This window comes from Nocardia sp. NRRL S-836 (assembly GCF_001279525.1).
GTDB lineage: Bacteria > Actinomycetota > Actinomycetes > Mycobacteriales > Pseudonocardiaceae > Lentzea.
In genome coordinates this window covers 24697-46117 of record NZ_LGDY01000080.1, presented here as the reverse complement: position 1 = coordinate 46117, position 21421 = coordinate 24697, and the positions used below count along the sequence as shown (strand labels likewise).

Below are 21421 nucleotides of genomic sequence, written 5' to 3'. Positions count from 1 at the left end.
AAGGGCAGCGCAGAGGACTGGAGGTGCGCAGGTGATCGGCTTCGTGTTCCCCGGCCAGGGAACGGTCCGGATCGGCATGGGCGGCTGGCTGCGCCGTGACCCGGTGGGCGCGGCGGTGATCGCGCGCGCCGACGAGCTGCTGCCCGAACCGGTGTCGGAGCTGTGCGCCCGCGGGCCGCTGGACAAGCTCGTCGACACCGCGCACGCCCAGCCCGCCGTGACCGCGTGCAACCTCGCCGCGCTCGCGGTCCTGCGGGACCGCGGTGTGGAACCGGACGTCGTCGCCGGTCACAGCGTCGGTGAGATCAGCGCGCTGTGCGCGGCGGGCGTGCTCGACGCCGACACCGCGCTGCGCCTGGTCGCCACCCGCGCCCGGCTCATGGCCGAACTGCCCGACACCGGTGGCATGACCGCCGTGCTGGGGTTGACGCCGCAGCGGGTGGAGGAGCTGGCCGGCGAGGCCGCGGGGCCGGGGGAGCCGCTGGTCGTCGGCTTGGAGAACGCGCCGGACCACACCGTGGTCTCCGGAGCGACCGCCGCCGTCGAGCGGCTCGTCGCGTTGGCCGGAGCGGCCGGTGCCCGCAAGGTGGTGGCGCTCAAGGTGAGCAACGCGTTCCACTCGCCGCTGATGGCGGGCGCGCTGGACGGCTGGGCCGAGGCGGTGCGCGCGACACCGATGCGCTCGCCGCGCGTCCCGGTGGTCCCGAACGCGACCGCCGAACCCACCACGGACCTGCCGACCATCGTGGACGCGCTGATCACGCAGCTCACGGCGCGGGTGCGGTGGACCGCGACGATGCGCGTGCTCGCCGGTGCCCAGACCCTGGTCGAGGTCGGCGACAGCAAGGTGCTCGCCGGGCTGCTGCGCGGTGTCGGCACGAGCTGCGTCAGCATGGCCGACCCGGCCGCCGTGCGCAGGCTGCGCCGCCCGGAGCCCGCGGCATGACCAGGTGGGGGAGTGCCGCGATCGCCTTCGGCGCGCTGACCGCACCGTGGCAGCTGGTCGAGCCGATGCCGCTGGAGGTCGTGTTCACCCGCGCGGAACGGCTGCGGTCCGGCGCCGGGCGCACCCTGCAGCATTGGGCGGGCCGGCTCGCTGCCAAGTACGCCGTGCTGCGCCTGCTGGACGAGCCCGTGACCGCGGAGCACCTGGGTGCGGTGGAGGTCCTGCCCCTGCCCGCGCCCCTGTGCGGCCGCACCGCGGCCTGCCTGCACGGTCACCCGCCGGGTGTGCGCCTGACCGGCGCGCTGGACGGCCGGGAGGCGCCGGGCACCCGCGTCCGGGTCTCCGTCAGCCACACCGCCGACCTCGCGTTCGCCGTGGCGGTGACCGCGGCCCGGCTGGCCGAGGACCACGACCTGGAAGCGGTGACCGCATGGACCTGATCGAGACCGCCGCGCGGTGGGCCGCGGCCTGGCGCGAGCGCGACGCCACCGCCGTCGCGGACGCGGTGGCGGAGTTCGCCGACCCGGACACCCCGGAGCCGGTGGCCGGGGCGGATCTCGTCGCGCACGTCGAGGCCGTGCTGACCCGGTTCCCGGACCTGGAGCTCGACTTCGCGCCGGCCACCGACGCGGGCGGCACCGCCGTGCTCACCTGGACCCTGACCGGCACGCACCGCGCCCCCTACCTGGGGATACCGGGCACGGGCGGTGCGGCGAGGGTGGACGGCGTGGACGTGCTGACCGTCGTGGACGGCGCGGTGCGCGTGCGTCGCCACTTCGACCGGGTCGCCCTGGCCTCGTCGCTCGGCCACACGGCGCGCTTCCTCCTGAGCCACGACGAGGTGCAGGAGTACGGCATCAGCGCGCGCACCACGATGGGCAGGACCGAGTACCCGCGCGTGCTGACGTTCACCTACCTGGACTTCCGCGACGACGTCGAGGGCGCGGACGTCGACCTGCTCAGCACCGAGGTGGTCAAGTCGTTGCGCGCCTCGAAGGGCTTCCTCGGCGTGAGCACGTTCGAGATCGGCACCCGCAAGTACACGATCAGCGCCTTCGACCGCCCTGAGTCGGTCCGCGCCGTGCACGCCCGGCCGCACCAGCGGTCCCTGCGGAAGTTCTTCCGCGGCGGCCTGTGCACCGGGGCGTACACCAGCGTGTGGGTGCTGGAGCGGGAAAGCCTCCACCTGCGCTGCCCCGACTGCGAGGAGATGGTCGACGCGGGCGTGGGCAAGACCTGCGCGTGCGGCACCACCCCGACCCCCGACCCCCTGTTCTGACGATCTGTTGTGACGACGCCAGGAGCTGCCCGATGACGGTCTTCACCGCCGACCACCGGCCCGCGGCGGGCGGGCGACCGCTGGTGGCCTTCATGTCCGCCCTGTTCGCGGGCGGCTGGATCTGGGACCACCCGTTCGCCGCCCTCGCCGACGCCGGGTGGCCGGTGCTGCGCACCGAGGAGCCCATCTGCGGGGTGGACCCGAAGATCGCGGGTTCCATCGAACGCCTCGGGGACGCCCTGATGGAGGCCGTGGACGCGGCCGGCGCTCAGGAGGTCGTGGTCTGCGCGAACTCCCTGGGCGGTCTGGTCGCCATCGACCTCGCGGGCCGCTTCCCGGACCGGGTGAAGGCCATCGCGGTCAGCGGCGCACCCGGCCTGAGCGCCGACCCCGACGTGGGCCTGAACATGGACCGGCGCGGCGACGTGCGGTTGCAGGGCGAGCAGTTCCGCGACCGCATGCTGGCCGCCCTCTTCCACGGTGAACCGCTGTTCACCGACGAGCAGGTGGAGTCGACCGCGCAGCTGCTGCGCCAGGGTTCGGCGATGGTCGCGATGGCCCGCAGCATCCGCGCCACCAGGACCTACCGGGTCGACCCGGCGATGGACAAGGTCACCTGCCCTTCGCTGTACGTCTGGGGCCGCCACGACCGCATGACGCCTATCGAGCCGTGGCTCGAACTGGTGCCACGGCACGCGAACACCGAGTTCGTCACCGTGGAGGACTGCGGGCACATCCCGATGATCGAGCGCGGCGAGGTCTACACCGCCGAGCTGCTGCGGTTCCTGCACGGGGTCACCGGGTGACCGCGCCGCTGATGCTGTTCGGCGTGGACGTGGTCGACGTCGCGAGGGTCACCCGCGCCATGTCCTACAGCGGGCCCGCCTACACCCGGCACGTCGCCTCACCTGCCGAACGGGACCTGCACGCCGATCCCGGCCTCGCCACGGCGGCCGCCGTCGCGGTGAAGGAGTGCCTCGTGAAGGCGATCGGCGGGCGTCCGCCCGGGTTCTCCTGGCACGACTTCGAGGCGCGCGGCGAGGTGCCGCTGCCCGGTGCGGAGTGGGCCGGCCCGGTGCTGGCCGCCGCCGTGCCCGAGGTCGAGGCGGCCACCCGCGTCTCGATGACCGAGTGTTCCGCCTACACCGTGGTCGGTGCCAGCGGTTCGGCCGCCCTGGCACGGCTCACCGGGCGATCCGCCGGCCCCGGCGACGGCGCCGCCGTCGTGGGCATGGCCCGCTGGGGCTTTCGCGGTGACCTGATCGTCGCCCTTGCCATACTGACCGCCACGCCGAGAGGAGCGCTGCGATGTCCGTGACCGAGGTCAGGACCGAGGTTCGCATTCAGCCGGGGGATTCCGTTCAGGAAGCGCTCGACAGCTGTGCGCCGGGCGCGGTGCTGCGCCTGGCCGAGGGGACGTACGAGGGCAGCCTGGTGATCGGCCGCCCGGACGTCGCGCTCGTCGGCGCGGGCGCGGGCCGCACGGTGATCGTGCCCGGTGCCGTCGCGCCCAGCGCCGTGCCGGCACTGCACGACGCACCCGCCGACGTGGTCAGCGGCATCACCGTGCACGACGTGTCCGGCGTGACCGTCGAAGGCCTGACCGTGCAGGGCTTCTCCGGGGCGGGCGTCTACGCGCACACCGCCACCGGCCTGCGGCTCGTCGACGTCGAGTCGGCCGGCAACGCGGTGTGGGGCCTGTACGTGCGTGAGTCGGCCGCGGTGGAGGTGTTGCGCTGCCGCGCGGAGGGCAGCCAGTACGGCGGCATCGCGCTGGCGTTCTGCCCGGCCGCCGACGCGGTGGTCGCCGACAGCGAGAGCACCGCCAACGCTTTCGGTGTGTTCGTCGACAACTCCAGCCGCGCGCGGGTGTTGCGCAACCGCTGCCACGGCAACGCGGCGGGAGTGCTGCTGCTGCACCAGACCTACGAGGGTGAGCTGCCCGGCGGCGTCGCCGACGTGCTCGTCGCCGACAACGACATCACCGGCAACACCCTGGCCTCCGGTGGCGACGAGCCCGGCGTGCTGGGGTTCGCCGGGCCACCGATCTCCGGCGTCGGCATCGCGGCCATCGGCGTCCAGCGGGTCTCGGTCGTCGGCAACCGGTTGCACGGCAACGAACCCACGGGCCCGTCGGTCATGGGCGCCGCGCTGGTGCTGGCCTCGTCGGCGGACTGGGGCGGCTCCGACTCGGTCGACAACTCCTTCGAGTGGAACACCATCACCGGCAACAGCCCGTTCGACGTGCAGATCGGCACCGACCCCGGCAACCAGCGCTTCCGCAACAACGTGGTGGGCGCCTCCCAGCCGGAGCGGATCGACGGGTGCGAATCTTGATCGAGAGGACGTCATGACGCCTGCGCTGGAGTGCGAGCGGCTGGTCAAGCGCTACGGCGACAAGACCGTGGTCGACCGGGTCGGCTTCCACATCGACGAGGGCGAGGCGTACGGGCTGCTCGGCCCCAACGGCGCCGGCAAGACCACGACCATCTCCATGCTCGTCGGGCTGCTGCGCCCGGACGAGGGTTCGGTGCGGGTCGGCGGCATCGACGTCGATGAGGACCCGATCGCCGCCAAGCGGCTCATCGGGTACGTGCCGCAGGAGATCGCGCTGTACCCGGAGCTGACGGCGCGGGAGAACCTGCGCTACTTCGGCAGGCTCCACGGCCTGCCGCGGCGTGAGCTGACCGCGCGCATCGGCGAGGTGCTCGACCTGGTCGGCCTGACCGGTCGCGGCGACGACAAGGTGGCCACCTACTCCGGCGGCATGAAGCGGCGCACCAACATCGCCGTGGCCCTGCTGCACCGGCCGCGCCTGCTCATCCTCGACGAGCCGACCGTCGGCGTGGACCCGCAGAGCCGCGTCGCGATCCTGGACCGGGTCGAGGCGCTGGTCGGCGAGGGCATGAGCCTGCTCTACACCTCTCACTACATGGAGGAGGTGGAGCGGGTGTGCACGCGGGTCGGAATCATCGACCAGGGCCGCGTGGTCGCCGACGGCACCAAGCGCGAGCTCGTCGCCGAACTGGGCGGCACGGACCGCGTGGAGCTGACGCTGGACGGCGACGTCACCGCGGCGTCCGAGAAGCTGCGCGCCGTGGAGGGCGTGTCCGAGGCGGTGGTCACCGGGTCGTCGTCGATCCGGTTGCTCGTCGCCGACGGACGGCACCTGCTGCCCGCACTGCTGGGCGCCGTCGGCGACGCGGGTGCGGTGACCGGTGTCGAGGTCGTCGAGCCCGACCTCGAAGCGGCGTTCTTGCACCTCACCGGCAGCACCCTGCGGGACTGACGCGGGCCGAGCTAGGGAGTGGCGAAAACCTTGGGGAAGAGCACTGTGCGTGCCCTGCTGGTGGTGGGCGGCCACGAGTTGCGGTCGCGGCTGCGGGACGGCACCGCGCCGCTGATCGCGCTCGTCGCGCCGATCCTGCTCGCGACGATGTTCGGGTTGGCGCTGGGTGGTGACGACGACCCGCCGCTCAAGGCGACCATCGGCGTGGTCGACCTCGACGGCGGCGAGTTCCCCGCCAGCGTGCAGCGCGAAGCGCTGAACACCGATGAGCTCAAGGGCGTGCTGACCTTCCGCAAGTACCCGGACGAGGCCGCGGCGCGCAGCGCGGTCGACGGCGGCGAGTCGGGTGCGGCCCTGGTGTTCCCGGCCGGGTTCAGCGAGGGCGTCGGCGCGGGCCGCGGCGGGCAGGTGTCCGTCCTGGAGTCGCCAGAGTCGCCACTGGCGGGTGTGGTGGCGCGCAGCATGGTCGACCGGATCTCGGCCCTGGTCGAGGCCAGGACGCTGGCCGTGCGCGCCTCGCTGGCGGCGGGCGTGCCCGCCGACCGGGTGCAGCTGTTCGTCGAGGAGAACGGCAAGGCCGGGCCGGCGCTGTCACTGGTCGGCGACCCGGTCTCGGGCGGGCGGGTGGACCTGGCCGTGCACTACGGCGCGGGCATGGCGGTGATGTTCGCGTTCTTCGTCGTCGGCACCACCGCCCGCAGCCTGCTCAGCGAGCGGCAGAACGGCACGCTCGACCGGATGCGCGCCGCGCCGGTGCCCCTGTGGACTGCGCTGGTGGGCAAGAGCGCGGTCGGGTTCGGGCTGGCGCTGGTCAGCATGTGCGCGACCTGGCTGTCGTCCGTGCTGATCTTCGGCGCGAGCTGGGGCGACCCGCTCGCGGTGTTCGCGCTGCTGCTGGCGCACGTGTTCGCGGCGACCGCGATCGTGATGCTGGTGGCCAGCCGCGCGAAGACCGATGCGCAGGCCGACGGCTACACGCTCGGCGTGGCGTTCGTGTTCGCGTTCCTGGGCGGCAGCATCGTGCCCGTCTACAACCTGCCCGAGTGGCTGCGCGGCGTCTCGCTGATCACGCCCAACGGCTGGGTGTCGGCGGGCTTGTCAGAGCTGGCGGGCACCGGCGCCGGACCGTCCGCCGTGCTCGTGCCGATCGCCGTGGTCACCGGCATCGGCGTGGTCGCAGGCACGCTGGCGTTGCTCGGCTTCCGCAAGGGCAGGTTCGCATGAGGCCCCGTCCCGTCATCGCGCTGGTGCTGGCCAACCTGAAGCGCCAGCTGCGCGACAAGGTCGGCATGTTCTTCATCGTCGTCATGCCGTTCGTGACGATCGTGTTCGTCGGCATGGCCCTGGGCGGCGACGCGGCGGACGCGAAGCTGCCGGTGGCCGTGGTCGCCGACACCTCCGACCCGGTCTCGGCGGCCGTGGTCGCCGAACTGGAGTCCGACAAGGCACTGGAGGTGCGGCGCGCGGAGTCCGCGCAGGAGGTCCGCGACGACGTCCGCCGGGGCGAGCTGGCCGCGGGGCTGGTCGTGACACCGGGCGACACCGACCTCGAACTGGTCATGACCCAGACCAGCGGCAGCGGCATGGCCGCGCGCAGCGAGATCGACGTGGCGGTCGGCAAGGTGGCGGCGGTGCTGGAGGCGACCCGCGCGGCACGGGCGGCGGGCGCGTCACCGGAGCAGGCCGCGGAACTGGTGCGCAAGGCCAAGGAGCAGTCGGTGGCGGTCACCGTCGCCTCAGCGGGAGGCGGCGAGCCCGCCAAGCCGACCGGCTTCGCCTACACCGCACCCGCGAACCTGCTGCTGTTCACGTTCGTCAACTCGATGGCCGTCGCCGCCGCGCTGGTCGAGAGCCGCCGCATCGGCATGGTCCGCCGCTCCCTGGCCGCACCGGTGCGGCGCAGCCAGGTGCTGCTGGGCGAGGCGCTGAGCCGGTTCGCGGTGGCGCTCGCGCAGTCCCTGCTGATCATCGTGGTGAGCCGGTTCCTGTTCGACGTGCGGTGGGGTGACCCGCTGGGCGTGGGGGTGGTCGTGGCGCTGTTCTGCCTGATCGCCACGGGTGCCGCGATGCTGGTCGGCGCCTTGGTGCGCTCACCGCAGCAGGCTCCGGCCATCGGTCCGCCGGTCGGCATCGTGCTGGGCATGCTGGGCGGCTGCCTGTGGCCGCGCGAGGTGGCCGGCGAGACGCTGGGCACGATCGGCTACCTGTTCCCGCACTCGTGGGCGATGGACGCGCTGCTGACGCTGTCCCGTCCGTCGGCGGGGCTGGGGTCGGTTCTGGTCGAGGTCGCGGTGCTGGCGGGCATGGCGGTGGTGGTGCTCGGCGTCGCGCTGGTGGTGTTCCAGCGGCGGGCGCTGGCGACGGTCTAGACGCCCGGTCGGTCACCGCTGTCCCACCGCGGTGCGGGTGTGGAGCAGTGCGGTGACGTGGTCGCGCAGGGCGCGTTGGACGTTCTGCTGGGAGTCACTGGGGATCACCGTCCATCCCCGCGTGCGCGCCCAGTCGAGCAAGACCCGGCGGACGGCCGTCTGGTGGGTCAGGAAGCGCGCGGGGGAGCACCCGGCGTCCCGGCCGCACTCGTAGGGGGCGAGGTCGTCGCCTTTGCGGCGCAGGGCCTCTTCCGGGGTGACGTCGAGGTAGACGACCGAGTCGACGGGCGCCATCGTGGCGTTGATCGTGTGCACGAGGTCGGGTGGGCAGTCGGCGAGCAGTTCGGCTGCCGCGTGCTTGGCCCGGTAGCCGTCCAGGACCACGAGGTCCTCGGTGCGTTCGAGTGCGCGGGTGGCCGCGGTGGCGTTCATCCACCCCAGGAACAGCATCCGTGCCGGGGTGGGCATCTCCGCGATGCAGGTGCGCAGGTCCACCTGGTCCGTGCCCCGCAGGAACCGCGCGTACGGCACCACGTCGTGGCGGAACACGTCCCATTTGCCGACGACGGCGGCGGAGTGTCCCTCCGCCCGTGCCCATGCGACCAGGTCGCGGACTTGAGTGCTCTTGCCCGCGCCGTCGGGTCCGTCCAAAGCGATGATCATTGTTTGCTCGTCCTCCCCGGCCCGAACGGCGATCCCTTCCCCGGGATTGCGTAGGCCTTTCACGTTGCATTCCAGTCAAGGTGATATTCCCACCGCATGCGGGTCGGGTCTGATTTCGACACGCCGGGCTGAGTCGATGTCGGTACAGTGACCTCGAACAGGCCGGGAGGATTCATGTTCAGTGCTTCTGACGTTGTCCGAATGGATGACGGAATCGGTTCGCGTCACCGTGCGCAATTCTCGTCACTCGGCCGGGTAGGTGATTTCGTGCCCCGAACGCGCGTGGTTCATTCGGATGTCGCAATCTCCCGTCGAGAACCCGGCGGGGCGGCGAGATGACCGCGCACCTCTACTGGGACCGGATGTGGCGCACCCGGCAGGGGCGCAGCGGCTGGGTCGCGCCGCACCCCTGGGTGGTGGACACCGTCCACCGCTTGCGCGACCGCGGCGTGCGCGACGTGCTCGACCTCGGCTGCGGCATCGGACGGCACACGTTCCTGCTGGCGGAGGAGGGCTTCGCCGTCCACGCGATCGACCGCAGTCCCGCCGCCGTGGAGTTCGTCCGCGGTGAGGCGGCCGACCGGCGAGTGCCCCTGGTGGCCGACGTCGCCGACATCACGTCCCTGCCCTGTGCGACCGGTGCCTTCGACCTCGTGCTGGCCTTCAACGTGGTCTACCACGCCGACGAGGACGGTCTGGCGCGCGTGCTGGGGGAGGTGCGCCGAGTCCTCCGCCCCGGTGGCCTCTACCAGGCCACGATGCTGTCCAAGCGCAACGCGCAGTACGGCCGGGGCGTCGAGGTCGCGGCGAACACGTTCGTCCAGCCCCGGGCGACCGACGACAAGGTCCACCCGCACCTCTACGCCGACGCGGCAGACCTGGTGCGGCTGCACCGGGGGTTCAGACTGCTCGACGCCTTCGAGGCCGAGCACGGGGAGGCCGGCTCGTACCACTGGCACTGCCTGTTCGAGGTGGAGCGCGCGACGCCGTGGCACCGGAGCACGCCGAGGGGTGGCACGCATGAGCAAGGCCGCTGAACTGCGCGAACTGCTGACACGACCGGCTGTCTCGCGCATCGTCGGGGCGAGGGACCCGCTGACCGCCCGGATGGTCGAGGAGGCGGGCTTCGACGGCGTGTGGGTGTCCAGCTTCGAGTTGTCGGCCACCCGTGCGCTGCCGGACCTCGGCCTGCTGACGATGACCGAGTGCCTCGACGCCGCCGCGCTCATCGACGGTGCGACGGTCCTGCCCTCGCTGGTCGACTGCGACACCGGGTTCGGCGCCGCGATCAACCTCGTCCGCGTGGTGCGGCTGTGCGAGGCGGCGGGCATCGCCGGGATCTGCGTCGAGGACAAGGTGTTCCCCAAGCGCAACAGCTACCTCGACGGGGGACAGGTCCTGGAGGACCCGGACGTGTTCGCCCAGCGCGTCGAGGCGGCCGTGCGCAGCAGGCGTGACCCGGACTTCACCGTGGTGGCCCGCTGCGAGGCCCTGATCGCCGGCGCGGGCATGGACGAGGCGCTGCGCAGGGCACACCACTACGTCGACGCGGGCGCGGACGCCGTGCTGGTCCACTCGAAGCGGCGCGAGCCTGACGAGATCGTCGAGTTCCTCCGCCGGTGGTGCCGTCGCGCGCCGGTGGTCGTGGTGCCGACCACCTACTACCGGTGGAGCCTGGCCGAGGCGCAGGACGCCGGGGTCTCGCTGGTCATCTACGCCAACCAGGCCCTGCGGGCCTGCGTGCTGGCCGTGCGCACGGTGCTGAGCGAGATCCACCTGCGTGGCGACGCGGCCACCGCCGAGGACTCGATCGCGCCGGTGAAGGAGGTCTTCGCCCTGACCAGGACCGCCGAGTGGGAGGAGTGGGGAGCGTGATCGAGGCGGAGGTGTTCTGCGACGCGCTGGAGTCGCGCGGGTTCGACTTCTTCACCGGTGTTCCCTGCTCCTACCTGCAAGGCGCGTTCGCCGTCCTGGAACGCCGCGGTGCCTACGTCCCGGCGCCCAACGAGGGCGTGGCGATGGCGATGGCGGCCGGCGCGCAGCTCGCCGGCCGCCGCGCGGCGCTGCTGGTGCAGAACTCCGGGCTGGGCAACCTGCTCGACCCGCTGACCTCCCTGCTGATGTCCTACGACATCCCGCTGCTGGTCGTGATGAGCCTGCGGGGGTGGCCGCACGCAGGCGACGACGAGCCGCACCACGAGGTCATGGGGCGCGGCACGGCCGCGCTGCTGGACGCCGTGGGGGTGGCGCACGAGGTGCTCGGGCCGTCGGTGGACTCCCTCGCCGCCGCGCTCGACCGCGCGGAACGGGAGCACCGGCACGACCGCTGCTTCGCCCTGCTCGTGCCGAAGGCGGCACTGGCCTCGTGCCCTGTTCCGGGCACGGGCACGGACGCGGTGATGCGTCGCGCGGACGCGGTGGCCGCGATCTGCGCACACCTGGGCGACGCGTTGGTCTACAGCACCACCGGCATGATCAGCCGCGAGCTGTTCGGGCTGGACGACCGCCCTGGCAACTTCTACGTGCAGGGCAGCATGGGTCACGCGATCGGCCTGGGCCTGGGCACGGCGGTCGCCCGGCCCGACCGGCGGGTCGTCGTGGTGGACGGCGACGGCTCCGCGTTGATGCACCTCGGTGGCCTGGCGCTGGTGGGTGACAGGAAGCCGCCGAACCTGACCCACCTGGTGCTGGACAACGGTGCCTACGACTCCACCGGTGGCCAACGGACCCGCGCCCACCCGGTCGCCTGGGACCGCCTCGCGCTCTCCGTCGGCTACCGCACCGCCGCGGTCTGCCGGACCGTCGAGCAGGTCCACGCCTGCCTGGAGCGCGTCGCGGGCGCACCGGGCCCGCACCTGGTCGCGGTGCGGATCGCGGCCGGCGCCGGGGGGACCCCACCACGCGTCACGTCCGTCCTCGACAACCGCGGCATCCAGGAGAGGTTCCGGTTCGCCGCGTGTGCCGCCACCGGGCTCGGGGTGGACCGGTGAGATCGGTGCTGGTCGCCGCGCGTGGAGCACCGGCGGTGCGCGCGGCCGCGGTGTGCCGCGCCCTCGGCATCGCCCCGGTGACCGTAGTGACGCGGTCGGACCCGCAGCGGCGGCACGTCCTCGCCGGTCACGTGGTGCTCGACGCGGCAGACTGCGCCGCCCGCGCCGGCTGCGGCGGTTACGACTGCGCCGACTGCGTCGTCCGCGCGGCGGTCGCGGCCGGGGTGGACGCCGTGCACCCCGGCTGGGGAGCCGTCGCGGAGGACCCCGCACTGGCCCGCGGGCTCGCGGAGCGGGGCATCCGGTTCGTCGGCTCACCGGAGGCGGCGCTCGCGGTGGCCGGTGACACGGCCTGGGCGGTCGAGACTGCCGAGCGCGCCGGCGTGCCCGTGCTGCCCCACGCCGTCGGCAGGCGGATGATCCGCGCGCTCGTCGCCCGCCACGGCCTGCCCGTCGTGCTCAAGCGGTCGCGCTGCCGGCAGGGCGACGGGGTCCGCGTGGTCCGGTGTCCGGCGGAACTGTCCGCCGCGCTGGCCGACCACCCGGACTGGTACGCCGAGCGGTACGTGGAACCCGCGCGCGTGGTCGGCGTGATGGTGGCGGTCGACGACGAGGGCAACGCGGCGCACCTGTGCGAGCGGGAGTCGCTGCTGGTGGCGGGCAACCGCAAGCTGCTGGAGGCCGCGCCCGTCCACGGCGTGCCGGACGTGCTCCTGGCGGCGATGCGAGCCGACGCCCAGCGGCTGGCGTGCGCGTTCGGCCTGCTCAACGTGGTGACGGTCGAGTTCCTCGTCCACGCCGGCGGCTACACGTTCCAGGAGGTCAACCCGCGCCTCACCGGCGCCTACCGGATCGCCGAGGCGGTGACCGGGATCGACGTGATCGCCCTGCAGCTCGGGCTGGCCGCCGGGTCGCGGTCGATCCCCGTCGACCCACCCGCCGGCACGCACGCCGTGCAAGGCCACCTGTTCCTCCGCCCAGGATCGCCCGCGAGCCGGGTGCTCAGGCGGGTGCGCCTGCCCGCCGAGCGGTCCGGGGTGGTCGTCGACTGCACGCTCGACGCGGGGCGGCCGGTCGTGCTCGACACCATCGCGGCGCAGGTGCTGGCCACCGGCACCAGCCGCGCCCAGGCGTACGACCGCGTGGCGCGCGCGGTCGGCGGTCTGCACCTCGCCGGTGTCCGGCACCACGGCGCGGACATCGCGCAGTGGTGCTCCCGGCGATCCCGAGCGCTCACGGAGGTGTGACGACGACATGGACGACGGCGAACAGACCACCCCGATCCACGACCTCGACCAGCGGCTGGTGGACGGGGTGGCCGGAGACGACCCCTCGGCCCGCGCCGCCTTGGCGAGGACGGTGCGCGACCGCGAGGAACGGCACCTGGTGACCGGGCCCGGCTACTTCCTGCTGTCCGGCCTCGGTCATCTCGACGAGTCGGCGGCACGCCGCTTCCTGCTCGCGCTGTCGGTGGCGCTGGGCAGGCCACTGCCCCAGACCTTCGACGGCGAGGTGGTCCGCGAGGTGCGCGACCGGGGCGTTCGGCTGGAGAGCGGGCCCACCGTCCGGTACTCCGACACCCGGCAGGGCGGACACCTGCACACCGACGGCATCCACCGGCCCGGCGAGGTGCCCGCCTACTTCGCGCTGCACTGCGTCCGGCAGGCGGCGGCAGGCGGTGCGCTGGTCCTGGTGCACGTGGCCGACCTGGTCCGCGAACTGCTCGCGTGGGAGCCGGAGTCGGTGGCCGCGCTGCGGGAACCGGTCCACTTCGACACGCGGGACGACCGCCCCGGCCACCCGGCGACCGTGCCGCGCCCCATCCTGGAGCTCGACCGCGGGGGAGCGCGGATCGCCTACCTGCGCGAGTACATCGAAAGCGCGCACCGCCGACCGGGGGTGCCGCCGCTGTCCGCGCCCCAGACGCGGGCCATGGACCGCCTGGACGCGTTGCTGTCCCGCCCGGACCTGCGCACCTGCCACCGCCTGGAACCCGGCCAGGTGGTCGTCGTCAACAACAGGGCGGTCGTGCACGGCAGGACCACGTTCCAGGACCGGCCCGGCGCGGGTGCGGGCCGGCTGATGTTGCGCACGTGGATCGCGGCCCGTTCCGCCCGGCCGGCTGTCCCGCGGCCACCTCTGTGAGTTAACCCGGGCGGTGCCGGCGACATCACCGGCGGTGACACCACTCCCCACCGCCTGGGTGACATCCGCCGAAATAGTACTTCGAAATCACCGAATCGGATGGAAAACGCCCGGTTGTGAATAAAGGGTGGACGTGCTCTTGTCGGCTCGGATTGGCCGCAGTACGCTCGGAAAACCGGGCAATTCACATTTCGAAGATCTGTTGATGAAAGGCGATCCCGATGGCTAACCAGGAACGCGCGGCCGATGTGGAACAACTCGCGAGCGCGGCGAGCACCATTCAGGAGAACCGCACCGGTTTGGTCCTGACCGGTCGGATCAAGAACGGCGAGCTCCAGCTCGACCAGTCGACGCTCGACCAGATCCGCGAGAAGTACCCGGACGCCGACATGGCGTTCGTCGCGATGAACTCGCCCTTCGACGCCGTGTCCCAGGCCGTCTGACCGACACATCGTCTGACCGAACGTGGCCCAGCACCGACCGCGAGGATGTGAGGTTCGGATGTCCCAGAACGTTGTTCTCGCGCACACTCTGCTCGGGCGTGAACCCTCCCCGGACCTCATCCGGTCCATCGCCGAGGTGGCGGTTCGAACCCAGTACCCGGACACCCGGTGCCCGCGCTACTTCGAGGCGCTGGACCAAGCCCTCCGGGACGAACCGCCACCGTTCGGCACGGCGGAGTACGGCCTCATCTACCGCAGCCTGTCGGTCGAACCGAGGTGGATGGGCATCTCGCTGATCACCAACTCGGAGCGCGAGGGCGACGGCTCCCGGCGGCTGTGGTCCCTCGCGGCCTGCTCGGTCGACCCGCGCCACCAGCGCCTGCTCAAGCGCCACGCCTGCGACGAGTCGCGGCACTCCCTGATCTACCTGTCGCTGCTCGACCTGACCTTCCCCGGGGCGGTGTCGCCGGAGTTCCGGGCCGAGCTCCGCCAGCTGTCACCGGGGTTCACCATGCGGCGGGAGCTCTTCCCGATCCCGGGGTCGCCGTACGCCAGGGTGCCCACGATCGACGACTTCCTCCAGATGAACATCGCCGAGATCCGCACGACGGTCCACCACGCCATGCAGCGCCCTGCCCTGGCCGCCCACTGCCCGCCCGAGAACCAGGACAAGATCACCAGGCTGCACGACGCGCTGCTGACCGACGAGCTCAGTCACATCGCCTACACCGCCGTGCTCGTCGAGGAGATCGGCCGGCACGCCGACCCCGACCGGTTCGCGGCGTTGTTCCGCAAGCGGCTGCACGACTTCAACACCATCACCACCGAGGAGCTGGGCGGGAACGTGTTCGACTGCTCGGTCGCGTGCTGCGCCCGCCGGCCGACCTGCCGCGCGAAGGTGGGCGACCCGGAACCCGTCCTGCACCAGATCGGGATGGGCCGGTCGTGAGCAGCGCCACGGAGGCGTCCCCGGTGCTCACGGCGTGCCTGGCCCGGTGTGGCACCGACCAGGCGGCCGTGCTGGCCGGCATCGACGACGTCGTCGGCCTGCGACCCGATGACCTGGTCCTCGCCGTCGGCTCCCTGGTCGAAGGACTGGGCAACGACAAGTCCGACCTCGACCTGATCCTCATCCCCGGCGAAGGCGACACCGACCGCGCGGAGGACGAGCTGTGCTGGGCCGTCGGGCACAGCATGGTCGACCTGCGGATCCTGCACCGGGCCGGTGTCGACTCGTTGCTCCACCGCCTGCACGACTGGGCGCGCCTGCCGTGGAACCTGGTCGAGCTGGCCCCCTTCGAGGACAGCGAGCGGTTGCTGCTGCACCGCCTGCTCGAAGGCCTCGTGGTCCACCCGCCCGATCCCGGTTCGACGCCGTGGTCCTGGCGGCCCGACCGCGCCTCGGTGGCGAGGCTGAAACTCCAGGTCGCCCGCCACCTCGCACGCACCGTCCAGGTCGACCTGGTCGGCTACCGCGGCCAGGGTGACGACGCCACGTGCGTGCTGGCGGCGCAGGACCTCCTCGGCCACGCCGTGGACGGCCTGCTCGCGGCCCACCACCTCACCAACCCGAACCCCAAGTGGCGCACCCGCCTGCTGGCCCGGCTGCCCGGCGACTGGGACCGTCCTCTGTGGACACGCAGCACCGGCCTGCCCGCCGACCGCGTCTTCTGGGACCTCCACCGGGCGCCGGCCAGACCCGAGCCGCATTCGGCCGCGGCCCACGCCACCCGCTGCGTCGCCTTCGCGCGGGCGGTGTTCGCCTGGGCGGAGCACCACCTCATCGGACGCCCCGCACCCGCGAGGGTGCCGCTGGTCCCGGTGCGCGACGACGACCGCGCCACCGGCGCGGTGCTGCCCGCCCTGGAGTTCGACGTCGACTTCTTCTTCTCCGAACAGGGGATCGCCGTCGCCCGGCTCAACGAGTTCGCGGCCTCGCTACAGCTGTCGGAACAGGAGTTCGCGCACCTGCTGCTGTGCGACGGCAGGACCACGGCCGCCGCGGCACAGGCGGCCGTCGGACAGCGGGACGGCGAGGCGGCGCCGAACGTCGAGAGCCTGGTCCAGCAGATCACCGACCGCGGCCTCGTCCTGCGCACGCCGGCGCGACCGGCCGAGACCGGCACCGTCCCGCCGGAGGACGCCGCCACCGCAGCGGTGGAGCGGTTGAGCGAGGTGCTCACCGGAACCGGGTACGGCGAGTTCCTGACCTGCTTCACCCCGTCCGTCCTCGACCCACGAGCATGGCGGGCCGCGCGCGACCACGCGCCGCCGGGTCTGCGTGCCGTCGTGGACCTGCTGCTGCTGGGCCGCGGCGTGCACCCGGACGCCCTGCCACCGGATCTCGCCGAGTCGGTGGCGGGCTTGACGGCGGCGGGAGTGCTCGCCGAGCGGCAGGACGGGTGCGTCGACACCGACGGCCTCGCCGTCCTGCTCGTCGCCGGCAACTGGTTGATCTGCGACCGTCCGCAGCCGGACCCGCTGTGCTACCTCGGTGACGACTCCCTGGCACTGCTGAGCCGGCTGACGCCGCAGGGAACCCGAGCCTGCCTCGACCTCTGCGCCGGCCCGGGCCTGCACGCGCTGCACTGCGCCCGCTTCGCACCACAGGTGACCGCGGTGGAGCTCGACCCCCGGGTCGCCCGCGTGACCCGGCTCAACGCCGCGCTGAACGGCCTGACCGACCGCGTCGAAGTCCTCTCCGGCGACCTGTACCAGCCCGTCGCCGGTCGGCGCTTCGACCTGGTGGTCGCCAACCCGCCGACCCTGCCCTACCCGGTGGCGGACCTGCCGGCGCCCCGTGTCGGCCACGGCGGTGAGGACGGCCTGCTGCTGACCTCACGGGTGCTCGCCGGTCTCCCGCACGCCCTGACCGACCGAGGCCGGGCACACCTGGTCGGGATGACGCTGACCGATGGCGGACCGGGCCGGTTCGGTGACTGGTTGGCCGCGGCGGCACGCGAGCACGACCTGGACATCCGCTGCACGGTCGTTTCCCACACACCGCTGACCCCAGGTGCGGACACCTGCGAACGGCTCATCGCGGCGGTCGCCGCCGCCACGCACACCGAGCCCGACCGGGTCCGCGAGTCCTACGCCCGGCTGGCCGAGCGCCAGCGCGCGAGCCATGTGAGCGCCTACTTCCTGCAGGTGTCGACCGGTTCGGGCGAGGTCGCGCTGGCCGATGTGTCACCGGCCGGCCGCGGCGGCACGTGGTTCGTCTGAGCGTCACAGGTTCCGGGCTGCGCGATGTCTTCCGGTCCACCACATCGGGTGGCCGGCGCTCGACCGACGACAAGGTCTTCTCACGTGGACTGTCCAATCGAGACACTCTGACGCATCGGACAGCCGAGCAAGGAGGAAGTGAACGGTGTCCGTGTCGACGCCCGTCATCTCGTCGGATCACTGCCCCGGCCGTTGTGCGAGAAATCGGCAGGCTCCTGGCAGCGGTTCCTCCGGGCGAACGTGCCTGCACCCAGGTGGAGACCTCCGGGGCCGGAACGGATTGCGCGGGACGCAGACCCGTTCCGGCCCCGGATTCTCTACGCTGAGCGGTAGTCGATCGTGTGCCGGTAGACCAGGTCCCGGGTCGCCGCCGACACGTCCAGGCCGGCGTCCGGTCGGCGCGTGAGGAACCACTCGCGCAAGGTGCTGGTCCGGTTGCCGATCAGGCTCTCGAACGTCGGCACGGGTCCGCCGTCGACCTGGCGCCACAGCGTGATCAGCGCACCCGCCACCCTGGCCTCGACCTGGTCGCCGTTCTCCAGGTTGGTGGCCGACGGCGCCTGCGAGGGGTCGAACCAGCGGGTGTTCATCAGGTCGATCTCGACGCCGCCGACGTAGACGTACTTGCCGTCGCGCATGACGTAGCCGGCCACGGCGTTGGCGAAGCCCTCGGTCCACCCGCACTTCGAGCCGGTGACCCGGTTCGGCAGGTGCTTGTCGGGGCAGTCGGAGCTGGGCCACCAGCCCTTGTGCAGCATGTCCATCAGGCCGTGCGCCGCCTCGTGGATGACCAGGTGCTCGGACTCGGGGTCGGCGGCGGCCAGTTCGACGTGCCGGTCGGGGATCGCGACGGAGTTGTCCCAGTGCGCGTAGACCGCGCTGTCCGCGGCCCACCAGATCGAGAGCTTGCGGCAGGAACCGGTCTCGGCGCTGGTCCAGCACCTGCTCTTGCCGTGCTCGCCCCACAGCCGGGTGATCGTGTCGAACGCCCGCCAGCCGCGCATCTGGAAGTCGGCCGGCACGGTGACGCCGAAGTCGACCTCGGTGCCGACGGCCACGGAGGTCTTCGCGGCGGTGTAGCTGCGGTAGGCGTCCGAGGTGGTGAACGGCCGCACCTGCCACAGGCCCGAGTCGGCGGTGAAGCGCACCCAGAGCTGCGACAGGGCGGCGGAGGCCGGGAAGCACAGCCGGTACGACCCGTCCTGGACGCCGGTCAGGCCGGACGCGTAGGTCACGACCGGGGAACCCGCCGTGGCGCGTCCCTCGACGGCGACGCCGGCGTTGCGGACGGGCCTCCACGTGCCGCTCGGCGTGGCGTGGCTGTAGCTGCCCTTGGCGCAGACCTGGTTCGCGGCTGCCTGGGTCGTCTGGACGCCGGTGCGGGACACGGCGGCGAGGTCGACTCCATCCGTGCCGGTCGTGGACGCACCCGGCCGGGCGCCCACGGTGAGGGTCGCCGCGGCACGGGCGGGACGCAGCTGCGCGTCGGTCCGCACGGTGGCCTCGACCTGCGCGGGACCGGACTGCTGGGCGGTGACGGTGAAGCGCAGGGTGCGGGCCGTGGTCAGGTCGACGGTCTGCTCGGCGATCGAGCCGAGTCCGGACTCGCGGGGTGCGGGCAACCCGCCCCGGTCGGTCAGCCGGAGCCCGGCGGGCAGCCGGACGGTGAGCTGGGCCCGTTCGACGGCGGCCTTGGGACGGATCCGCAAGGTAGCGGTCGCGGACTCGCCGACGGAGGGCAGCCGGTCGAGCGTGAGATCGGTGTCCACGCAGGACTCCGGTGCGGGCGGGCAGTGCGCCGCGGCGGTCGCGGGCAGCGGGGCGGCCAGTGCGGCCGCCGACGCGACCGCCACGGCGGCGATGACGTGGGAGTACATGCAGGGATGCCTTTCGGGGTGAGCACGGCGTTGTGCCGGTCGAAAGGATGAACCGCGAGTTCCGCCGCGGCAACGGGCCCGGAACGGCCTCGCCAATTGTGTGAAAAAAGGCCGCGCTGCGTGCGGGAAGGGCGTCAATCCCGTGAAAAACCGGTCACCAGTGCCAGCGGGTGCCGACCACGCACGGCTTCAGGTCGTGGACGATCAGGGCACTCGTCCCGGACGGGCCCACGTGCAGCGGTTCGGCGGTGTGCTCGGGCGCGTCCGGACCGTCCTTGCGGAACGCGTGGACGCCGGCCGGCGGATCGCCCTCGAACCGCACGAGTTGCGCGTACTCGCCCACAGGGCCGCGGAAGCGGCGGGAGTAGAACTCGACCGGCGGGCCGGGTGGCGCGCACAGCGCGTACTCGATCATCGCGTGCTCGCCGGGTTTGAGCGGCCGGTCCAGCAGCAGCTCGGCCACCATCAGGCCGGAGGCGGCGTCGAGGACCGTCCGTCCCACGCGGCAGAACTCGACGGCGTCCAGCTCCGGTGCCGTGCCCGGCTCGTCGGCCTGGTAGCGCACGAGGTAGCGGTGGACCAGCCCGGTGAGCCCGCGCAGCACGGCCCTGGACCTCACGCCGCGCTCCGTGCGGTCGGCACGCACCGTGAACACGTCGTGCGCGGACATCAGCACGCACCGGCCCTCGTCCGGGTCGTCGAACTCGGCGACCAGCGGCGCGATGTGGGGACTCTCGGGCCGGGTGACCCACCGGCCGCGCGGACGGGGAGCGCCCAGCAGCACGACCAGGGACGACGGCGGCAGGCCCAGCACCCGTTCGAGCACCTGGACCGCGCGCAGCGACTCGGGCCCCTCGGGACGGCGGCGGGCACGCCGCCAGTAGCTCAGGGTGGCGATGCCGACCTCGGCGCCCTGCTCGGCGAGGCGGTGCCGGACGCGGTCGAGCGTCAGCCCGCTCGCCGTGATGGCGGCGTCGAGCGCCTCGGCGAAGGACGCGAAGCGGTCCCGGCCGACCTCCTGGGACATCGTCGTCCTCCCGTCGCGCGAACGGTGCCCGGCACGTGTCCGGGTATGGTCGGCGGCTTCGCGCGGGAGTTCAAGTGCCTGGTTCGCGGTGCCCGTGCGACGCGATCGGCGTCGTGCGGTCCACGGACCAGGCCCACATCGACCGCGGCTCCATCGGCTGCGTGCGAGGCGGTCACACCTGGGAATGGCGCTCAGTGGTCAGCCCGAGCCCGAGGCCGGGCAGCTTCACCGCGGCGGTCCGCGCACCCGCCGGCTCGTGCCACGCCCGGTACCGGAGGTCGTCCGGGCTCGTGATCCCGTAGGACCTGTTCAGCGCCACAACGCACCGCCGCGCCAGTTGTGCGAACTCGGCCGTGAGCGCGGGCCGCCGCAGCGACGACGTCCAGTTGGGCTGCGCGACCCCGGGCTCGACCCACCCGAACCTGCGGAGCAGGAACTCGAGGGCGTCCTCGACGACGTCCGCGCCCGGCGCCTCCGCGTCGAGGCGGTCGGGCCCGGCCGCGAACTGCACGTACCGCTTCGGGTCGTCCGCCGCGTGGATGACGAGGAACACGCGGTCGGTCACGTCGCGCAACGCGCCGGTGAGCCGTTCGGCGAACAGCTCCCAGGCGTGCGCGATCTGCCACGGCGCCGGAACCGGCGTGAGCTCGGTGTTGAACCGCAGCTCCGGGTCGTCGAACGCGACGAGCTTCTCCAGCGGCCCGCGGTGGTCGGCCTTCGCGAAGCCCTCGACGTCCGCCCGCTGGTCGCGCGTGGTCACCACGTACGCCTGAGGTGTGGTCGTGAGGACCTCGACGGCCAGGCCGCGGTAGGTACCGGGACGGGCGAGGTCGTAGCAGTCCAGCACGTCGTCCGGCCCGAGGTGCTTCACGAAGTAGCGGCGGTCCGTCCTGGTGAACGACTCGTCGACGGCGTGGTCCGACGCGATCCACCACCTGTCGGCCGAGTGCAGCAGCCGGTAGGCGACGTCGCGGTACCGGACGAACCGTCCAGGTGCGGGAAGGCGGTCGTTCACCGGTGCCCGGCCCTCCGATCGAGCTCGACGTCCTGCGGGGTCTCGAACATGAGGTCGCACGCCTCGACGGGCGTCATCGCCTTCCGGCTCACCTCTCGATCTTCGCATGCCGATCTCGCGGTCCTCACCGGACGCGACGCCCTGACGTTGGAT

At 72.7% G+C, this 21421-nt stretch carries 21 protein-coding genes; 17 read left to right on the top strand and 4 right to left on the bottom strand.

The window, feature by feature from the left end; translation table 11 throughout:
• Nucleotides 1–31: 31 nt before the first annotated feature.
• From ADL03_RS09045 to ADL03_RS09005, 9 genes are read left to right on the top strand one after another with little or no spacing between them, the layout of a single operon-like run.
• Complete coding sequence (locus ADL03_RS09045) at nt 32–946, top strand: ACP S-malonyltransferase (RefSeq protein ID WP_053732920.1); 915 nt, start codon at nt 32–34, stop codon at nt 944–946.
• A complete protein-coding gene (locus ADL03_RS09040) occupies nt 943–1386 on the top strand; it encodes a phosphopantetheinyl transferase (RefSeq protein WP_053732919.1) in 444 nt (147 codons plus the stop codon). The genes ADL03_RS09045 and ADL03_RS09040 overlap by 4 nt, the downstream gene beginning before the upstream one ends.
• The gene (locus ADL03_RS09035; RefSeq protein ID WP_053732918.1) at nt 1377–2225 is read left to right on the top strand and encodes an ester cyclase; all 849 of its coding nucleotides are present in this window, start codon (nt 1377–1379) and stop codon (nt 2223–2225) included. Before ADL03_RS09040 ends, ADL03_RS09035 begins: the two co-directional genes overlap by 10 nt.
• Nucleotides 2226–2257: 32 nt before the next feature.
• A complete protein-coding gene (locus tag ADL03_RS09030) occupies nt 2258–3031 on the top strand; it encodes an alpha/beta fold hydrolase (RefSeq protein WP_053732917.1) in 774 nt (257 codons plus the stop codon).
• Nucleotides 3028–3543, top strand: a complete 516-nt coding sequence (locus ADL03_RS09025) for a 4'-phosphopantetheinyl transferase superfamily protein (RefSeq protein ID WP_197288213.1) — start codon at nt 3028–3030, stop codon at nt 3541–3543. The genes ADL03_RS09030 and ADL03_RS09025 overlap by 4 nt, the downstream gene beginning before the upstream one ends.
• The gene (locus ADL03_RS09020) at nt 3534–4562 is read left to right on the top strand and encodes a nitrous oxide reductase family maturation protein NosD (protein WP_053732916.1); all 1029 of its coding nucleotides are present in this window, start codon (nt 3534–3536) and stop codon (nt 4560–4562) included. The genes ADL03_RS09025 and ADL03_RS09020 overlap by 10 nt, the downstream gene beginning before the upstream one ends.
• A gap of 13 nt (nt 4563–4575) precedes the next feature.
• Nucleotides 4576–5514, top strand: a complete 939-nt coding sequence (locus ADL03_RS09015) for an ABC transporter ATP-binding protein (RefSeq protein ID WP_053732915.1) — start codon at nt 4576–4578, stop codon at nt 5512–5514.
• A 30-nt stretch (nt 5515–5544) separates the two neighbouring features.
• Entirely contained in the window at nt 5545–6738 is a 1194-nt protein-coding gene (locus ADL03_RS09010; RefSeq protein WP_197288212.1) for an ABC transporter permease, read from the top strand.
• Complete coding sequence (locus tag ADL03_RS09005; RefSeq protein ID WP_053732913.1) at nt 6735–7883, top strand: ABC transporter permease; 1149 nt, start codon at nt 6735–6737, stop codon at nt 7881–7883. Before ADL03_RS09010 ends, ADL03_RS09005 begins: the two co-directional genes overlap by 4 nt.
• A 12-nt stretch (nt 7884–7895) precedes the next feature.
• On the opposite strand, the gene ADL03_RS09000 is transcribed toward ADL03_RS09005, so the two are convergent.
• Nucleotides 7896–8546 carry a hypothetical protein gene (locus tag ADL03_RS09000; RefSeq protein WP_053732912.1) on the bottom strand — a complete coding sequence of 217 codons (651 nt, stop codon included), beginning with the start codon at nt 8544–8546 and terminating at the stop codon, nt 7896–7898.
• A gap of 335 nt (nt 8547–8881) precedes the next feature.
• Here ADL03_RS09000 and ADL03_RS08995 point away from each other — a divergent pair, with 335 nt between their 5' ends.
• From ADL03_RS08995 to ADL03_RS08960, 8 genes are all read left to right on the top strand, one after another.
• Nucleotides 8882–9583, top strand: coding sequence for a class I SAM-dependent methyltransferase (locus ADL03_RS08995; RefSeq protein ID WP_053732911.1), 702 nt, complete (start codon nt 8882–8884; stop codon nt 9581–9583).
• The gene (locus tag ADL03_RS08990) at nt 9567–10421 is read left to right on the top strand and encodes an isocitrate lyase/phosphoenolpyruvate mutase family protein (protein ID WP_053732990.1); all 855 of its coding nucleotides are present in this window, start codon (nt 9567–9569) and stop codon (nt 10419–10421) included. Before ADL03_RS08995 ends, ADL03_RS08990 begins: the two co-directional genes overlap by 17 nt.
• Nucleotides 10418–11536: a phosphonopyruvate decarboxylase gene (gene aepY, locus ADL03_RS08985; RefSeq protein ID WP_053732910.1), complete on the top strand. Its 1119-nt coding sequence runs from the start codon at nt 10418–10420 to the stop codon at nt 11534–11536. The genes ADL03_RS08990 and aepY overlap by 4 nt, the downstream gene beginning before the upstream one ends.
• A complete protein-coding gene (locus ADL03_RS08980) occupies nt 11533–12783 on the top strand; it encodes a biotin carboxylase N-terminal domain-containing protein (RefSeq protein ID WP_053732909.1) in 1251 nt (416 codons plus the stop codon). Before aepY ends, ADL03_RS08980 begins: the two co-directional genes overlap by 4 nt.
• A gap of 7 nt (nt 12784–12790) precedes the next feature.
• Nucleotides 12791–13681: a TauD/TfdA family dioxygenase gene (locus tag ADL03_RS08975; protein WP_053732908.1), complete on the top strand. Its 891-nt coding sequence runs from the start codon at nt 12791–12793 to the stop codon at nt 13679–13681.
• Between the two features lie 221 nt (nt 13682–13902).
• Entirely contained in the window at nt 13903–14124 is a 222-nt protein-coding gene (locus tag ADL03_RS08970; protein ID WP_053732907.1) for a hypothetical protein, read from the top strand.
• Nucleotides 14125–14182: 58 nt separating this feature from the next.
• Nucleotides 14183–15073 carry a hypothetical protein gene (locus ADL03_RS08965; protein ID WP_053732906.1) on the top strand — a complete coding sequence of 297 codons (891 nt, stop codon included), beginning with the start codon at nt 14183–14185 and terminating at the stop codon, nt 15071–15073.
• A complete protein-coding gene (locus ADL03_RS08960) occupies nt 15070–17349 on the top strand; it encodes a methyltransferase (RefSeq protein ID WP_053732905.1) in 2280 nt (759 codons plus the stop codon). Before ADL03_RS08965 ends, ADL03_RS08960 begins: the two co-directional genes overlap by 4 nt.
• Before the next feature lie 317 nt (nt 17350–17666).
• Here the strand turns inward: ADL03_RS08960 and ADL03_RS46790 are convergent, their stop codons facing one another.
• From ADL03_RS46790 to ADL03_RS08945, 3 genes are all read right to left on the bottom strand, one after another.
• Entirely contained in the window at nt 17667–19226 is a 1560-nt protein-coding gene (locus ADL03_RS46790) for a hypothetical protein (RefSeq protein WP_053732904.1), read from the bottom strand.
• A gap of 154 nt (nt 19227–19380) precedes the next feature.
• On the bottom strand, nt 19381–20253 hold the full coding sequence (locus tag ADL03_RS08950) for a hypothetical protein (protein ID WP_053732903.1): 873 nt from the start codon (nt 20251–20253) through the stop codon (nt 19381–19383).
• Between the two features lie 172 nt (nt 20254–20425).
• Nucleotides 20426–21268 (bottom strand): hypothetical protein, encoded by an 843-nt coding sequence (locus tag ADL03_RS08945; protein WP_053732902.1) that lies wholly within the window; start codon nt 21266–21268, stop codon nt 20426–20428.
• Nucleotides 21269–21421: the final 153 nt, after the last annotated feature.

What these genes read in the sequence shown, in the direction of transcription:
- ADL03_RS08965 (WP_053732906.1), top strand. Translation starts at nt 14,183, where the DNA reads ATGTCCCAGAACGTTGTTCTCGCGCACACTCTGCTCGGGCGTGAACCC.
- ADL03_RS09000 (WP_053732912.1), bottom strand. Translation starts at nt 8,546, where the DNA reads ATGATCATCGCTTTGGACGGACCCGACGGCGCGGGCAAGAGCACTCAA.
- ADL03_RS09020 (WP_053732916.1), top strand. Translation starts at nt 3,534, where the DNA reads ATGTCCGTGACCGAGGTCAGGACCGAGGTTCGCATTCAGCCGGGGGAT.
- ADL03_RS08970 (WP_053732907.1), top strand. Translation starts at nt 13,903, where the DNA reads ATGGCTAACCAGGAACGCGCGGCCGATGTGGAACAACTCGCGAGCGCG.
- ADL03_RS08950 (WP_053732903.1), bottom strand. Translation starts at nt 20,253, where the DNA reads ATGTCCCAGGAGGTCGGCCGGGACCGCTTCGCGTCCTTCGCCGAGGCG.
- ADL03_RS08975 (WP_053732908.1), top strand. Translation starts at nt 12,791, where the DNA reads ATGGACGACGGCGAACAGACCACCCCGATCCACGACCTCGACCAGCGG.
- ADL03_RS09005 (WP_053732913.1), top strand. Translation starts at nt 6,735, where the DNA reads ATGAGGCCCCGTCCCGTCATCGCGCTGGTGCTGGCCAACCTGAAGCGC.
- ADL03_RS46790 (WP_053732904.1), bottom strand. Translation starts at nt 19,226, where the DNA reads ATGTACTCCCACGTCATCGCCGCCGTGGCGGTCGCGTCGGCGGCCGCA.
- ADL03_RS08990 (WP_053732990.1), top strand. Translation starts at nt 9,567, where the DNA reads ATGAGCAAGGCCGCTGAACTGCGCGAACTGCTGACACGACCGGCTGTC.
- ADL03_RS09030 (WP_053732917.1), top strand. Translation starts at nt 2,258, where the DNA reads ATGACGGTCTTCACCGCCGACCACCGGCCCGCGGCGGGCGGGCGACCG.
- ADL03_RS08995 (WP_053732911.1), top strand. Translation starts at nt 8,882, where the DNA reads ATGACCGCGCACCTCTACTGGGACCGGATGTGGCGCACCCGGCAGGGG.
- ADL03_RS09035 (WP_053732918.1), top strand. Translation starts at nt 1,377, where the DNA reads ATGGACCTGATCGAGACCGCCGCGCGGTGGGCCGCGGCCTGGCGCGAG.
- ADL03_RS09040 (WP_053732919.1), top strand. Translation starts at nt 943, where the DNA reads ATGACCAGGTGGGGGAGTGCCGCGATCGCCTTCGGCGCGCTGACCGCA.
- ADL03_RS09015 (WP_053732915.1), top strand. Translation starts at nt 4,576, where the DNA reads ATGACGCCTGCGCTGGAGTGCGAGCGGCTGGTCAAGCGCTACGGCGAC.